This window comes from Klebsiella aerogenes KCTC 2190, from assembly GCF_000215745.1.
Taxonomy (GTDB): Bacteria; Pseudomonadota; Gammaproteobacteria; order Enterobacterales; family Enterobacteriaceae; genus Klebsiella; species Klebsiella aerogenes.
This window is the reverse complement of record NC_015663.1, coordinates 2739685-2753446: the sequence shown is the minus strand read 5'-3', so window position 1 is coordinate 2753446 and position 13762 is coordinate 2739685. Positions and strand designations below refer to the sequence as shown.

Genomic DNA, 13762 nt, shown 5'->3' with positions numbered 1-13762 from the left:
CGGGAGGCTTTGACGCTTATGGAGATTGCACAATATATCAGGCGTTGTAGGCGTTTTCGCCGTGGCTGTTGACGTCCAGCCCTTCGCGCTCCTGCTCTTCCGGCACGCGCAGGCCGACGGTCATCGCCGCCACTTTGAAGCCGATCCAGGCGACGACGGCGGACCAGACCACGGTAATGCCGATACTTTCCAGCTGTACCAGCAACTGATGCCCCATCGTGACGCCTTCCGCATAGCCGACGCCGCCAAGGGTAGTGGAAGCGAAGATGCCAGTCAGGATACAACCGATGATGCCGCACACGCCGTGAACGCCAAACACATCGCATGGGTCATCGACGCGCAGCCAGCGCTTCAGCACCGTGACGCCCCACAGCCCGGCCAGGCCGGCGATGATACCGATAATCAGCGAACCGCCAACGCCAACATAACCGCACGCCGGAGTAATGCCGACCAGACCGGCAATCGCGCCGGAGCAGGCGCCCAGCAGCGACGGTTTGCCGCGGGTGGCCCATTCGCCGAAGGTCCAGGCCAGAATCGCGCCAGCGGTCGCCACGACGGTATTTACGAAGGCCAGGGCGGCAATTTCGTTGGCCGCGCTTGCGGAACCAGCATTAAAGCCGAACCAGCCGACATACAGAATCGCCGTACCGGTGAAGACCATCGGCAGGTTATGCGGTTTAAACGCTTCTTTGCCAAAGCCCACACGTTTGCCCATCATATAGGCGCCCACCAGCCCCGCTACCGCAGCGTTAATGTGTACGACGGTACCGCCGGCGAAGTCCAGCGCACCATGGGTCGCCAGCAGGCCGCCGCCCCACACCATATGCGCAATCGGCACGTAGGAGAGCGTGAGCCAAACCACCACAAAAATCAGTACCGCGGAGAAACGAATACGTTCCGCCAGCGCACCGACGATCAGGCCCACGGTGATACAGGCGAAAGAGCCCTGGAAAGCGACGTGGATATATTGATAGAACGAGCCCATCAACGCTTTCAGTTCAATATTCTTCAGCATCACCCAGTCGAAGCTGCCGAAGAAGCTACCGCCGCTACCGAAGGCAAGCGTATAGCCATAGATAACCCACAGCACGCAAACCAGGCCAAAAGTCACAATGACCTGAGTCAGCATTGAGAGCACGTTTTTACCGCGAATCAGGCCGCCGTAGAACAACGCAATGCCGGGGATTGTCATAAACAGCACCAGCGCGGTGCAAATCATCATAAAGGCGTTGTCGGCTTTATCCGCCACCGCCGGTTCGGCCGCCAGCGCCAGTCCCGGAAGCAGCGCCAGCGCTCCCAGAGCCGTTTTCATCGTCGTTCTCATCATCTCTTCATCCCCATCGCTGTGTGGTCAGGCAATTACAGTGCCGCTTCGTCGGATTCGCCGGTACGAATACGAATCACGCGCTGCAGTTCGGCGACAAAAATTTTGCCGTCGCCAATTTTTCCGGTCCAGGCGGCCTTGCCTATCACCTCGACAACCTCATCCAGCTGATCGTCGGCAATCGCAATATCAATTTTTACTTTTGGCAGGAAATTGACGCTGTATTCGGCGCCGCGATAGAGCTCGGCATGGCCTTTCTGGCGGCCGAAGCCTTTCACTTCCGTGACCGTCAGGCCCTGAATGCCGATGGAGGACAACGCTTCGCGAACGTCTTCCAGTTTGAATGGTTTGATTACCACGGTAACCAGCTTCATAAATCCCCTCCAGTCAGTATTTGATAGTGGCCGCAGCTAACACAGGAGATAAAGCAAGGGATATGCCAAAAATGAAAACGGGCCGTGAATCGGCCCGTTTATGGAGAAAAAAACGCGAGGATGTTACTGGCGAGACGGCAAATGACCGCTAATGCGCAAAAATGCACCAATACGGTGCGCCCTTAGTGAGCAAGTTGCACCACTTCACGTCACCCCTGCACCAATGCCTGCTGATGGTGCATCAGGCGCTCAGCGACTCCTCCTCAACGCTGGCGGCTAGCTCTTCGCCAGCCAGCTGTAGCTGGTACATCTGCCAGTAACGGCCCTTCGCCGCCAGCAATTGCTGATGGTTCCCGCGCTCGACGGCTTGGCCACGGTGCAGCACCAGGATCGTATCCGCTTCGACGATGGTCGACAGACGGTGGGCGATAACTACCAGCGTGGTGTGCTCGCGCACTTTCGCCAGCGCCTGCTGGATAGCCTGCTCGGTACCGGAATCGATGTTAGCTGTCGCTTCATCGAGGATCAGCACCTGCGGCGTCTCGACCAGCACACGGGCCAGCGCCAACAGCTGTTTCTGCCCCACCGACAGGTTGTTGCCCTGCTCACCCAGTTGGGTATAAATCCCGTCGCTCATTTCATGGGCAAGGTCAGCGAGCTGCACCGCCTCCAGCGCTTCCCAGACCTGCTGCTCGCTGATATCGCGGCCCAGCGTCACGTTGGCATAGAAGGTATCGGCTAATACCACCGGATCCTGTTGCACCATCGCGACGCCCCGACGTAAAGCGCTGTGGCTTAACGACGACAGCGGGCGGCCATCAAGACGAATTTCGCCTTTAGTCAACGGATAGTAGCCCATCATCAGGCTGGCCAGCGTGCTCTTGCCGCTACCGGTATGGCCAACCAGCGCCACAAAACCGCGCGAAGGAATATCCAGATTGATATCCTGCAGCACCAGCCGATCGTCGCGATAGGCGAAAGAGACGTTATCAATCGCCACCGCGCCGCTGCGTAACGGCGCGTTATCGTTACCCCAGCTCTGGCGTGGGCGATCCATTAGCTCAAACACGCGCTCGCCCGCCACCACCGCTTGCTGCAGCATCGACTGCTGGGTGGTAAGTTCGATCAGCGGTTCATTAAGCCGCCCGAGATAGCTAATAAAGGCATATAACACGCCGACTTCGATACTTCCGGAAGCGCTAAAACCAAACAGCATCAGCAGGCCGCAGAGGATCAGCGATGAAAACAGGCTTAACAGCGGTCGCAGCAGGAAACCATCCAGACGCAGCGTCTGCATGCGCGCCAGATAGTGTCCGTAACTGGCTTCACGCATTCGCTCGCCGAATCGCGCCTGCTGGCGGAATTGCTGAATAACGCCCATGCCGTTGATCACTTCGTTGAAGCCATCATTGATATCGGCAAGCCAGGCGCGCATGCGACGCACGATCGGCGTGCTGTAACGCTGATAGATAGCCATCACGATCAGCACCGCCGGGAAGATAGCCACCGCCACCAGCGCCATTCGCCAGTCGAGACTAAACATCGCCACCAGCATCGCACCAATCAGCGCCGCGCTACGCAGCACCGTCGCCACGACTGTCACGTACAGGTCACGGATCACTTCGGTATCGTTGGTAACGCGTGATATCAACTGGCCGACCGGTTGCGTATCAAACTCGCTTAACGGCTGACGCAGCGCGGCGTCCATCACATCGCTGCGCAACTGCTGCACCACGCCGACCGCCGCCCGGTTAAACAGCAGCGCCTGGTTATAGTGCAGCGTAGCGGCAAGGATCTGCAGGAAGATATAGGCCGCCGCCAGGCCGCAGACCAGCTTCACCGGTAGCGACTGTTTCGCCACCATGTTATCAATGAAATAGCTTATCAGCAGCGGGCCGCTGACTTCCGCCGCCGCTGCTATCCACATCATGATAACGGCAATGATGAGCGGCTTACGCCACGGCGAACCGTAGGCCAGCAGACGTTTCAGGGTCGGCCAGAGATCGGCGAAATTACGCATCTGTCGCCTCCTCATCCTGCGGCGCATCATCGAGCGCCGCTTCCAGTTGCTGATAGCGGTACATATCGCGATACCATCCCGACTGGGCGGCAAGCTGCTCATGGCGTCCGCGCTGAGCAATATGGCCGTGTTGCAGAACCAAAATTTCACTGGCTTCGGTTAATGCTGAAAGGCGGTGGGCGCTGATAATCACCGTCCGCCCTTCCCCCCACTGCCGCAGGTTATGCAAAATATCATGCTCCGTCCGCCCATCAACCGCCGACAGCGCGTCATCAAGGATCAGGATTTCCGCCTCCAGCAGCAGCGCTCGGGCAATAGAAATACGTTGTTTCTGACCGCCTGAGAGCATGACGCCGCGCTCGCCGACTTCCGTTTCATAGCCCTGCGGCAAGCGCAGAATATCATCATGAACGCTGGCCAGCCGCGCGACATGTTCGATTTGTTCCCGGGTCGCGTCCGGTTTACCCAACGCAATGTTATTGGCCACGGTATCGGAGAACAGGAATGGGGTTTGATTGACCACCGCCAGCCGCCCGCGCCAGCTATCAAGCTGCAGGCGAGACAGCGGAATATCATGGAAACGGATATCCCCCTCGGTAACATCAAAATGGCGCTGAATAAGGGAAAGTATGGTGCTTTTCCCGGCTCCCGTCGGGCCGCAGATACCGAGCATTTGCCCCGGCTGCAGGGTGAAGTTAACCTTCTCCAGCGACGGTTTCGTCGCCTGCGGATAGATAAATTCGCGCACCGCCACGTTAAGTGCCCCGCGCCCCTCCGGCACCGTTTCGCTACCATCGTTGACCACCGGCGCTTCTTCCAGCATCGAACGAATACGTCCATAGGCGGCGCTACCGCGCTCAACGATGTTAAACATCCACGCCAGCGCCAGCATTGGCCAAATCATCAGGCCGAGATACATGACAAAACTGGTTAACTGACCAAGGGTCAGCTCGCCCTGCAACACCAGCCAGCTGCCGCCGCCGATTGCCAGCAGGTTGGCCGCGCCAATGGCAATATAGATTGTCGGGTCGAAGCGGGCATCGATACGCGCAACCCGCATGTTCTTCGCCCCGGTATCCGCCGCATCGTCGGCAAACTGCGCCGACTGGCGATCCTCAAGGCCGAACGCTTTAATCATCCGTATGCTGGTCAGGCTTTCCTGTGTGCGATCGTTGAGGCTGGAAAAAGCCGCCTGCGCCACGCGGAAACGCTCATGCAGGGCATCGCCATTACGCTTGATCGCCAGCGCCATAAACGGCATCGGCACCAGCGCCAGCAGCGTTAACTGCCAGCTGATTTGCGTCGACATCACAATCAGTACCGCACAACCCATCACCAATGAATCCACCAGCGTCAGGACACCCTCGCCGGCGGCGAAGACGACGCGGTCAACATCGTTGGTCGCGCGGGCAATAAGATCGCCGGTACGGTGACGCAGATAGAAGGCCGGATGCTGGCGGCTGAGCTGACGGTAGAAGTCTTCACGCAGTTCAACGGCCAGTTGATAAGAGGCGCCGAAGAGCAGCACGCGCCAGACATAGCGCAGCAGATAAATCATCACCGCGATAACCACCAGCGCGCCGATCCACATCCACACCTGCTCTACGGTGTAATGTTCTTTAGTCACGCCATCGACCACAATCCCCACTACTTTCGGCGGGATTAGCTGGAGTACGGCAATAACGGCAAGCAGAGCGACGGCGCCGAGATAGCGGCGCCACTCCCGGCGAAAGTACCAGCTAAGTTGAGCAAATAATCGCAAACGGTAAAATCCTGAATGTATAATTCGTGGCGGCAAAAAGCCGTTAATCAATAGGCAAGGCCGTGGTGTATTTTATCTGTTCCATGGCAAAACTCGAAGTGACATCCGACAGCCCCGGCACGCTGTTCACCAGACGTTTATAAAAGTCGTCATAGCGCTTCATATCCGCGACCTGTACCCGTAGCAGGTAGTCGTACTCGCCGGCCATACGCCAGAAACCCAGCACTTCCGCCATTTGCGACACTTCGCTGACAAAACGGCAGTACCAGTCACTGCTGTGGTGCTGGGTTTTTATCAACACAAAGGCGGTTAATCCGAGCCCCAGCTTTTCCGCATCCAGGATGGCCACGCGCTCGCGCAGGATGCCTTCGTCCTCAAGACGCTTGAGCCGTTTCCAGCAGGGCGTGGTGGTCAGATTAACGGCATCCGCCAGCGCCTGCAAAGAGAGGGTGCAGTCAGTTTGCAGCAATGAGAGCAGCTTACGGTCAATTTTATCTAACATAAGGCCACCAGAGAGAATAATTTACTCCCGTAATTGTAATTGAAAGGCCAAATAGCAACAATTTTTCCCGCACAATCCGCTAAGCTGGGCACAAAATGACAAACAGGAATCCGAGATGAACAGCGCCTGGGTAAAACATGCCATTAGTGAAATTAACGCCGACTATCAGCGTTCCGCCGATACGCACCTGATCCGCCTGGCGTTGCCTGGTTTTCCGGGGATCCCTATTTATCTGAAAGATGAGAGTACGCATCCAACCGGTAGCCTTAAGCACCGACTGGCGCGCTCGCTGTTTCTCTATGGCCTGTGCAACGGATGGATCAAAGAAGGCACCACGATTATCGAATCGTCTTCGGGTTCGACGGCGGTCTCAGAAGCCTATTTTGCTCGCCTGCTGGGCCTGCCGTTTATTGCCGTGATGCCCTCCTGCACGGCGAAACGTAAAATCGAACAGATTGAATTTTATGGCGGACGCTGTCATTTCGTCGACAACGCCTGCGAAATCTATGCTGCTTCCGAAATGCTGGCGCGCGAGTTGAATGGCCACTATATGGATCAGTTCACCTTCGCCGAGCGCGCCACCGACTGGCGCGGCAATAACAATATCGCCGACAGCATTTTCCGCCAGATGACCCACGAGCCGTATCCACAGCCGTCGTGGATCGTCATGAGCGCGGGTACCGGCGGTACTTCTGCAACCATCGGCCGCTATATTCGCTGCCAGGGTTACGAGACGCAACTGATGGTCGTCGACCCGCAGAATTCGGTGTTCCTCGATTACTGGCAAAGCCGCGACGCCAGCCTGCGCAGCCCGGTCGGCAGCAAGATCGAAGGGATTGGCCGTCCGCGCGTCGAGCCATCGTTTATTCCTGACGTCGTCGATGAGATGCTGCGCGTTCCGGATGCCGCCAGCATCGCTACCGCCCTGTGGCTGGAAACGCAGCTTGGAAGAAAAGTCGGCGCCTCCACCGGTACCAATATGTGGGGCGTGCTGCAACTGGCCACGCGCATGCGCGATGAAGGACGCCAGGGTTCCATCGTCACCCTGTTGTGCGACAGCGGCGAACGTTATCTCGAAAGCTATTACAACCCGCAGTGGGTCGCGGCAAATATCGGCGATATTACCCCGTGGCAGGAGCAGATTATGCAACTAAGCGGCGCACAATAAAAAAAGCCGGATAGAACGCTATCCGGCTTGCTGGTAGGGTCTCTCTATTCGGGGGAATAAGGAAGATCAGGATTATCCAGCCAATGTGTTAAGAAATGGGAAACAGCCTGATGACGGCAGTCTCCGATGATCGGTAGATGCGGCAGTTCAGCTTTGAGCTGCGGCATCGCGTTGCCCATAATGAAGCCTCGCCCTACGCTACCAAGCATCTCGCGATCGTTCATTGCATCACCAAATGCCATACAGTCCTGCAAAGTGAAACCTAAGTGCTGGCTCAGCACCGCCAGCGCGGCTCCTTTATTACAGCCGACCGGCAGTACCTCCAGACAATCCATCGCCGAGAAACAAAGAAACGCGCGATCGCCTAGCACGTCATTTAGCTGGATCCGCAGGCGGCGCAGATCGTCATGATCGCCGCAGAAACAGATCTTGGTGACGTGATGCGCCGGCATCCGTTTCGGATCGCGCAGTTGATAATGAAAGCCGCTGAAGGCGTGAGCCCGGAGCAGTTCCGGCCTTGCCTGGCCGGTAAACCAGCCGCCATCATTGAAAACGTGCATACTCGCCTGAGTATCCCACACGCTGTGCAGCACCTCTTCCGCCACTTCCGGATTCAGATCCTGGCGATACAGCTCTTCACCTTCCAGTGAATGGATGCGCGTGCCGTTACCGGTAATCAGAAAAGCATCAAGGGAAAACTCGCCGATCACATGGTGCATTTCCAGAGCATGGCGACCGGTGGCAAAGGTCAGGGCGATATCGCGTTCACGCAGCCGTCTCAGCGCCGTCAGAGTCTGTTCTCCGAGACGATGGTCCGGCATCAGCAGGGTGCCGTCCATATCAAATGCCGCCAGTTTTGCCATGGTATTTTCCCCGATGTGTGATGGGTTTCGCTTGTGTTGCAGTATCGCCTGAGATATACGGAAGTAATAGTGAATAGATATTTTTTATTGTTCCGGGTTTTCGGCAAATGAGATTATTAAATCGTTTAAATCAGTACCAGCGCCTTTGGCAGCCGTCGTCCGGCGCTCCGCAGCAGGTGACCGTTGGCGAGCTGGCTGAACGCTGCTTTTGTAGCGAGCGTCATATCCGTACGCTGTTGCGCCAGGCTCAGGAGGCCGGCTGGTTAAGCTGGCAGGCCAGCTCCGGGCGCGGCAAGCGCGGAATGCTCTGTTTTTACAAAACCCCGGAAAGTTTGCGTAACGAGATGATGGAACAGGCGCTGAATAAGGGTCAGCAACAAAACGCGCTGGAGCTGGCGCAGCTGGCGCCGGTTGAGCTGAAAGCGTTGTTGCACCCCTTCCTCGGCGGCCAGTGGCAAAACAATACCCCGACGCTGCGTATACCTTACTACCGTCCACTGGAACCGCTGCGCCCCGGCTTTCTGCCCGGTCGTGCGGAACAACATTTGGCCGGGCAGATCTATTCCGGCCTGACGCGTTTCGACGATAGCGACAATACGCCGGTGGGCGATCTGGCACACCACTGGCAGGTATCACCCGATGGGCTGCGCTGGCACTTTTATATCCGCTCTACCCTGTGTTGGCATAACGGCGATACCGTGAAAACCTCACAGCTGCAGCAAAGACTACTGTTGCTCCTGGAACTCCCGGCTCTCCGCACCCTCTTTGCCAGCATCAGCCGTATCGATGTCACCCACGCCCAATGTTTGACGATTACGCTGCATCGCCCGGACTACTGGCTACCGTTCCGTTTAGCCAGCTATTGCAGCGTGCTGGCGCATCCTGATGATCCGGCGCTCGGTAGCGGTCCGTTCCGAATAAAGCTTTTTGGCCCGGATCTGGTCCGGCTGGAGAACCATCCCCGCTACCATTTACAGCATCCGCTGATCCAGGCGGTAGAATATTGGATCACGCCGCAGCTATTCGAAAGCGATCTCGGCACCAGCTGTCGCCATCCAGTACAGATCACCATCGGCGATCCCGAAGAGCTCAATAATTTGCGCCAGGTGAGCAATAGCATCAGCCTCGGCTTCTGCTATTTGACCCTGCGTCAGAGTCCACGTCTCAGTAAAGCGCAGGCCCAGCGGCTGATTTCGATTATCCACCGCTCGTCGTTGCTGGAAACGCTACCGCTGGATGAAGATCTGATTACGCCGAGCCATGAAGTGCTACCGGGCTGGTCCATTCCCCAGGGCCCGGAAAACCATGAGGTGCCGTTGCCGCCCCAACTCACCCTGCTCTATCATTTGCCGGTCGAATTACACACAATGGCTGAGCAACTGAAACTGCGCCTCGCCACTCTCGGCTGCGAACTGACGCTCATTTTTCACGACGCCAAAAATTGGGACGGCTGCCGGTATCTGGCGCAGGCCGATATGATGATGGGCGACCGACTGATTGGCGAAGCGCCGGAATATACCCTTGAGCAGTGGCTGCGCTGCGATACGCTATGGCCCCATTTGCTGACCGGGGCGCAATATGCGCACCTCCAGGCAACGTTAGATGCCGTGCAGGCGCAGCCCGAAGCGCGTAGCCGCAACGATGCCCTGCGCAACGTCTTCAATACGCTGATGGATGACGCCATCATGACGCCGTTATTCAAATACAATTACCGCATCAGCGCGCCGCCGGGGGTTAATGGCCTGCGCCTTAATGCCAGAGGGTGGTTCGACTTTGCCAGCGCCTGGCTACCGGCATCATCGGCGTGAGAGAGCTGGTCGCCGCGAGCGTCTGACGGTACCATAACGCTTTCACTTATTTAGTCAGGAATTGCTATGAAACGCGCCGTAGTTGTCTTCAGCGGAGGACAAGACTCAACAACCTGCCTGGTGCAGGCACTGGAACAGTATGATGAAGTGCATTGCGTCACTTTTGATTATGGCCAACGCCACCGCGCCGAGATTGACGTGGCTCGCGAGCTGGCGCTAAAACTGGGCGCGGTGGCGCACAAAGTGCTGGACGTTACGCTGCTTAACGAACTGGCGGTGAGCAGCCTGACCCGCGATAGCATTCCGGTACCGGATTACGAGCCGGATGCCGATGGTATTCCGAATACCTTCGTTCCAGGTCGCAATATTCTGTTTTTAACCCTGACGGCGATCTACGCCTATCAGGTTAAGGCCGAAGCGATTATTACCGGCGTTTGCGAGACCGACTTCTCCGGTTACCCGGACTGCCGCGACGAATTTGTTAAAGCGCTGCACCACGCGGTTAGCCTTGGTATGGCGAAAGACATTCGCTTTGAAACGCCGCTGATGTGGCTCAACAAAGCCGAGACCTGGGCGCTGGCCGATTATTGGGGCCAGTTGGATCTGGTTCGCCGCGAAACGCTCACCTGCTATAACGGCATCAAGGGCGACGGCTGCGGCCAGTGTGCGGCCTGCAACCTGCGCGCCAACGGCTTGAATCAGTATCTGGGCGATAAGGCCGGCGTGATGGCGCAAATGAAGCAAAAAACCGGGCTGGGCCAGGGGCACGAAGCTTAAGTTGACCTCCCCGGTGGCGCTTCGCTTACCGGGGCTACGGATTCACAGCGTCCCACCAGCCGGTAGCCCGGAAAAGGCGCGTCAGGCGCCGCCTCCGGGAAACGACTGGCACGAAGCTTAAGTTCAGTCCGGTGGCGCTTCGCTTACCGGGCTACGGGTTCGCAACTCTCCGCGGTCCGACTGTTATTAGCGTAAATTCATCTGGTCGAGCTTTTCGCACAACTCCCCTTCCAGCGGCTGCGCCTTCTGCGTTTTCAAATCAATGCAGACAAAGGTAATCAGCGCATCGGCCACCACTTCACCGTTAGGGTTAAGGGTCACAACCTGACTAAGGGTGCCGCTTTTGCCGTTCAACTGCTCAAGCTTACTGGTCACGGTGAGCACGTCGCCAAGTACCGCCGGGCGACGATAATTAATATTGATATTGACCACCACAAAAGCGATGTTATGGCTGGTCATCCAGTGAAACGCCGGACTACTCTCCAGCCCATCCCAGCGCGCCTCTTCGAGAAACTCCAGATAACGAGCATTGTTAACGTGCTGGTAAACATCCAGGTGATAACCGCGAACTTTAATTTGAGTCTGCATAGCGCACATGCCTTACTATTATTGTTGTTAATCAGGTAAGAGGTCACACCAGATGATGTAACCTCTTTAGCATGGCAAAGATTTGCCACTGTGCAAACCAACAGGCGAAAATTACAGCGTCAGATGTGACAGATTTCTCTCTACCAGTGAACTGCCCATCCCAGGGACCTGTTTAAGATCGTCGAGAGTCTTAAACGGCCCATATTCTTCGCGGTAGCTGACGATTGCCTGCGCTTTCTTGAGCCCAACGCCGTTCATAGCCTGTGCTAACTCCTCCGCGCTGGCATTATTGATGCTAACCTGCGTGCCGTGGGTATCCGCCGTTTTGACCTCCTCCGGCATTTTCGTCTGCGGCGCCTGAATAGTTTCTTTTGCCGATGCCGCCTTGCCGCTCGCCGATGCCGCCAGCGCCCCCTGAGAACCCGCCGCACAAGCCAGCAACACGGCGACAATAACCATTTTCATTCCTCTGTTCATGCTGTTATCTCCTTGTTTGTAGACAGCAAGGTCACGATAGCGGCTACAAAAAAGGAGTACAAAAGGCAGATTGCGGAAATGGAAAAGGCCGCGAAAGCGGCCTTTAAGTATTGCATCGCGTTACCTTGTTTTGCGAGGCGGCGCGAAATTATTGCTGCTGGTCGATGATATCGCCGAGCTTGATTTTGGCTTCTTTACGCAGATTGCTCATCAACGCTTCGAATGCGATTTGCGCATTATTCTGGGTAATACCCTGCACCATCGCTTTCTTCTGCTCTTCTGGCATAGCGCCCGCTTTTACTTCATCCAGCGCCAGCAATACTACGTTGCCTTTAGCATCGCTGCCTACGCCGTAGCTGGCTTTATCTTTCTGCGGCAGCGGCAAAGAGAATGCAGCCTGACTCAGTGGATCCTGGCCGGTACGGGACAGCGTCTGCGCTGCACCGAAGCTCAGCCCTGCGGCTTTCATCGCTTCATCACCTTTGCCCGCTTTCAGGGCGGCTAACAGTTTGTCAGCATCCAGTTTCGCCTGCTGTTCCGCTTTATTGCGCTTCACGATATCAGTCACCTGCGCTTTCACTTCCGCCAGCGGCTTAACGCTTTCCGCTTTGTGCTCGCTAATGCGCAGAACAAAGGCGCGATCGCCGTCAACGGTAATGATATCGGAGTTACTACCCGGCGCGCCGTTTTCACCCACCAGACCGCCATTAAAGATAGCATCGGCAACCGGCTTGAAGTTCAGCTCCTCCGGCAGGTTGTCACGGCCGAACCAGCCGGTCTCAACCACTTTCAGGCCGGCAACCTGCGCCGCGCCCGCCAGGGATTCGTTATCATTGCTGGCTGCATCGCTAACCTTCTGCTGTAGCGCGTAGTACGCGTCCAGCGCTTTTTCCTGTTTCACTTTAGCCGCGATGTCGTTACGCACATCGGCCAGCGGTTTTACCTGCGCCGGCTGAACATCGTCAAGGCGCGCCACCAGGAAGCCTACGGAAGATTTGATCACTCCGGAAAGCTGACCTTTGTCTTTCAGGCCGGCATCTTTGAGCTCAGGCACGGTAGAGGCCTCTTCCATCCAGCCCATATCGCCGCCGTTACGCGCAGAGATGATGTCGGTAGATTTCTCTTTTGCCAGCGTGGCGAAATCGGCGCCTTTTTGCAGTTCGGCGAGCACCGCTTTCGCATCAGCTTCAGTTTTAGTCTGAATCACGCTGTAGCGATTACGCTGCGGCTGAGTGAACTGATCTTTATGCTGGTCATACCATGACTGGATTTCTTCGTCAGAGGCGTTTTCCTGCATGCTGGCGGCATCCATCTTGATGTAGCTCACGCGGAACTGCTCTGGCGCCATAAAACGGGCCTGGTTCTGCTGCCAGAAGGCGTTAATCTCTTCATCACTAACGGTCTGTTTCGCCGCCAGCGCGTTAACGTCGATAGTCGCTTCACGAACCACGCGCTGTTGGGATACCAGCGCCGCCAGTTGGTCGGACTCGCCCGGCAGCATGAAATCGGTACCGGCTACCGCATTGATCAGCTGTTGCGTCGTCAGTTGGTTACGCAGCGCTTGCGCGTATTGATCGGTGGTCATGCCCATTTGATTCACGATGCCGCTGAAGCGCTCGTTATCAAACTTGCCGTTCGACTGGAAGGCCTGGGTCTGGAAGATGGCCTGTTTCACCTGGTCGTCGCTGATGCTCAGGCCCAGTTCACGGGCATACTGATCCAGCAGCGATTCATCGATCAGACGGTTCAGCACCTGCTGACGCATGGTCTTCATGTAGTTTTCGTTGGCCGCCAGCTCGGAGAACTGATCGCCTAGCTGCTGCTGCATGCGGTTACGCTCGCTGGCAACGGCATTTTCAAACTGCGCGCGGCCAATCTCCTGACCATTCACTTTTGCGGCATAGTTGTTGCCGCCGCCAATCAGGTAACCACTCACCCCGGTCAAAATGAACGAGACGATAATGATACCGAAAATAATCTTGAGCACGACGCTGTTGGCGGCCGTGCGTAGGTTGTCCATCATGGTGTAACAACGCTCCGCTGTAGATGACTTTAGCTCGCGCAGCATAGCACGTGATGGCTGCCGCGCGTGAGGACGT

At 56.6% G+C, this 13762-nt stretch carries 12 protein-coding genes; 3 read left to right on the top strand and 9 right to left on the bottom strand.

Annotation, left to right across the window (positions count from 1 at the left end):
* Nucleotides 1-37: 37 nt before the first annotated feature.
* The 5 genes from amtB to EAE_RS13035 all read right to left on the bottom strand — a co-directional run bounded on the left by amtB (nt 38) and on the right by EAE_RS13035 (nt 5982).
* Nucleotides 38-1327 (bottom strand): ammonium transporter AmtB, encoded by a 1290-nt coding sequence (gene amtB, locus EAE_RS13055; protein WP_020079462.1) that lies wholly within the window; start codon nt 1325-1327, stop codon nt 38-40.
* Between the two features lie 32 nt (nt 1328-1359).
* Nucleotides 1360-1698 carry a P-II family nitrogen regulator gene (gene glnK / locus EAE_RS13050; protein WP_015367937.1) on the bottom strand — a complete coding sequence of 113 codons (339 nt, stop codon included), beginning with the start codon at nt 1696-1698 and terminating at the stop codon, nt 1360-1362.
* A gap of 241 nt (nt 1699-1939) precedes the next feature.
* Nucleotides 1940-3718, bottom strand: coding sequence for a SmdB family multidrug efflux ABC transporter permease/ATP-binding protein (locus tag EAE_RS13045; RefSeq protein WP_015704599.1), 1779 nt, complete (start codon nt 3716-3718; stop codon nt 1940-1942).
* Nucleotides 3711-5480, bottom strand: a complete 1770-nt coding sequence (locus EAE_RS13040) for a SmdA family multidrug ABC transporter permease/ATP-binding protein (RefSeq protein WP_015367939.1) — start codon at nt 5478-5480, stop codon at nt 3711-3713. Before EAE_RS13040 ends, EAE_RS13045 begins: the two co-directional genes overlap by 8 nt.
* A gap of 43 nt (nt 5481-5523) precedes the next feature.
* A complete protein-coding gene (locus EAE_RS13035) occupies nt 5524-5982 on the bottom strand; it encodes an Lrp/AsnC family transcriptional regulator (protein WP_015367940.1) in 459 nt (152 codons plus the stop codon).
* A gap of 115 nt (nt 5983-6097) precedes the next feature.
* Between EAE_RS13035 and EAE_RS13030 the strand changes: the two genes are divergently transcribed.
* Nucleotides 6098-7150 (top strand): PLP-dependent cysteine synthase family protein, encoded by a 1053-nt coding sequence (locus tag EAE_RS13030; RefSeq protein ID WP_015704598.1) that lies wholly within the window; start codon nt 6098-6100, stop codon nt 7148-7150.
* A gap of 44 nt (nt 7151-7194) precedes the next feature.
* Here the strand turns inward: EAE_RS13030 and cof are convergent, their stop codons facing one another.
* A complete protein-coding gene (gene cof, locus EAE_RS13025) occupies nt 7195-8013 on the bottom strand; it encodes an HMP-PP phosphatase (protein ID WP_015367942.1) in 819 nt (272 codons plus the stop codon).
* Nucleotides 8014-8120: 107 nt separating this feature from the next.
* Between cof and EAE_RS13020 the strand changes: the two genes are divergently transcribed.
* Both EAE_RS13020 and queC read left to right on the top strand, forming a co-directional pair.
* Nucleotides 8121-9821: an SgrR family transcriptional regulator gene (locus EAE_RS13020; protein ID WP_015704597.1), complete on the top strand. Its 1701-nt coding sequence runs from the start codon at nt 8121-8123 to the stop codon at nt 9819-9821.
* Nucleotides 9822-9887: 66 nt separating this feature from the next.
* Entirely contained in the window at nt 9888-10598 is a 711-nt protein-coding gene (gene queC, locus EAE_RS13015; protein WP_015704596.1) for a 7-cyano-7-deazaguanine synthase QueC, read from the top strand.
* A 186-nt stretch (nt 10599-10784) separates the two neighbouring features.
* On the opposite strand, the gene EAE_RS13010 is transcribed toward queC, so the two are convergent.
* The 3 genes from EAE_RS13010 to ppiD form a co-directional block, all read right to left on the bottom strand.
* A complete protein-coding gene (locus EAE_RS13010; RefSeq protein ID WP_015704595.1) occupies nt 10785-11186 on the bottom strand; it encodes a YbgC/FadM family acyl-CoA thioesterase in 402 nt (133 codons plus the stop codon).
* Nucleotides 11187-11297: 111 nt separating this feature from the next.
* Nucleotides 11298-11663 (bottom strand): helix-hairpin-helix domain-containing protein, encoded by a 366-nt coding sequence (locus EAE_RS13005; RefSeq protein WP_032707545.1) that lies wholly within the window; start codon nt 11661-11663, stop codon nt 11298-11300.
* Nucleotides 11664-11811: 148 nt separating this feature from the next.
* Nucleotides 11812-13686, bottom strand: coding sequence for a peptidylprolyl isomerase (ppiD, locus tag EAE_RS13000; RefSeq protein WP_015704592.1), 1875 nt, complete (start codon nt 13684-13686; stop codon nt 11812-11814).
* Between the last annotated feature and the right edge of the window lie 76 nt (nt 13687-13762).

Excerpts from the sequence above, each read along its gene's own strand:
- EAE_RS13030 (WP_015704598.1), top strand. The coding sequence starts at position 6,098 with ATGAACAGCGCCTGGGTAAAACATGCCATTAGTGAAATTAACGCCGAC.
- EAE_RS13020 (WP_015704597.1), top strand. The coding sequence starts at position 8,121 with ATGAGATTATTAAATCGTTTAAATCAGTACCAGCGCCTTTGGCAGCCG.
- glnK (WP_015367937.1), bottom strand. The coding sequence starts at position 1,698 with ATGAAGCTGGTTACCGTGGTAATCAAACCATTCAAACTGGAAGACGTT.
- cof (WP_015367942.1), bottom strand. The coding sequence starts at position 8,013 with ATGGCAAAACTGGCGGCATTTGATATGGACGGCACCCTGCTGATGCCG.
- EAE_RS13005 (WP_032707545.1), bottom strand. The coding sequence starts at position 11,663 with ATGAACAGAGGAATGAAAATGGTTATTGTCGCCGTGTTGCTGGCTTGT.
- amtB (WP_020079462.1), bottom strand. The coding sequence starts at position 1,327 with ATGATGAGAACGACGATGAAAACGGCTCTGGGAGCGCTGGCGCTGCTT.
- ppiD (WP_015704592.1), bottom strand. The coding sequence starts at position 13,686 with ATGATGGACAACCTACGCACGGCCGCCAACAGCGTCGTGCTCAAGATT.
- EAE_RS13035 (WP_015367940.1), bottom strand. The coding sequence starts at position 5,982 with ATGTTAGATAAAATTGACCGTAAGCTGCTCTCATTGCTGCAAACTGAC.
- queC (WP_015704596.1), top strand. The coding sequence starts at position 9,888 with ATGAAACGCGCCGTAGTTGTCTTCAGCGGAGGACAAGACTCAACAACC.
- EAE_RS13045 (WP_015704599.1), bottom strand. The coding sequence starts at position 3,718 with ATGCGTAATTTCGCCGATCTCTGGCCGACCCTGAAACGTCTGCTGGCC.
- EAE_RS13010 (WP_015704595.1), bottom strand. The coding sequence starts at position 11,186 with ATGCAGACTCAAATTAAAGTTCGCGGTTATCACCTGGATGTTTACCAG.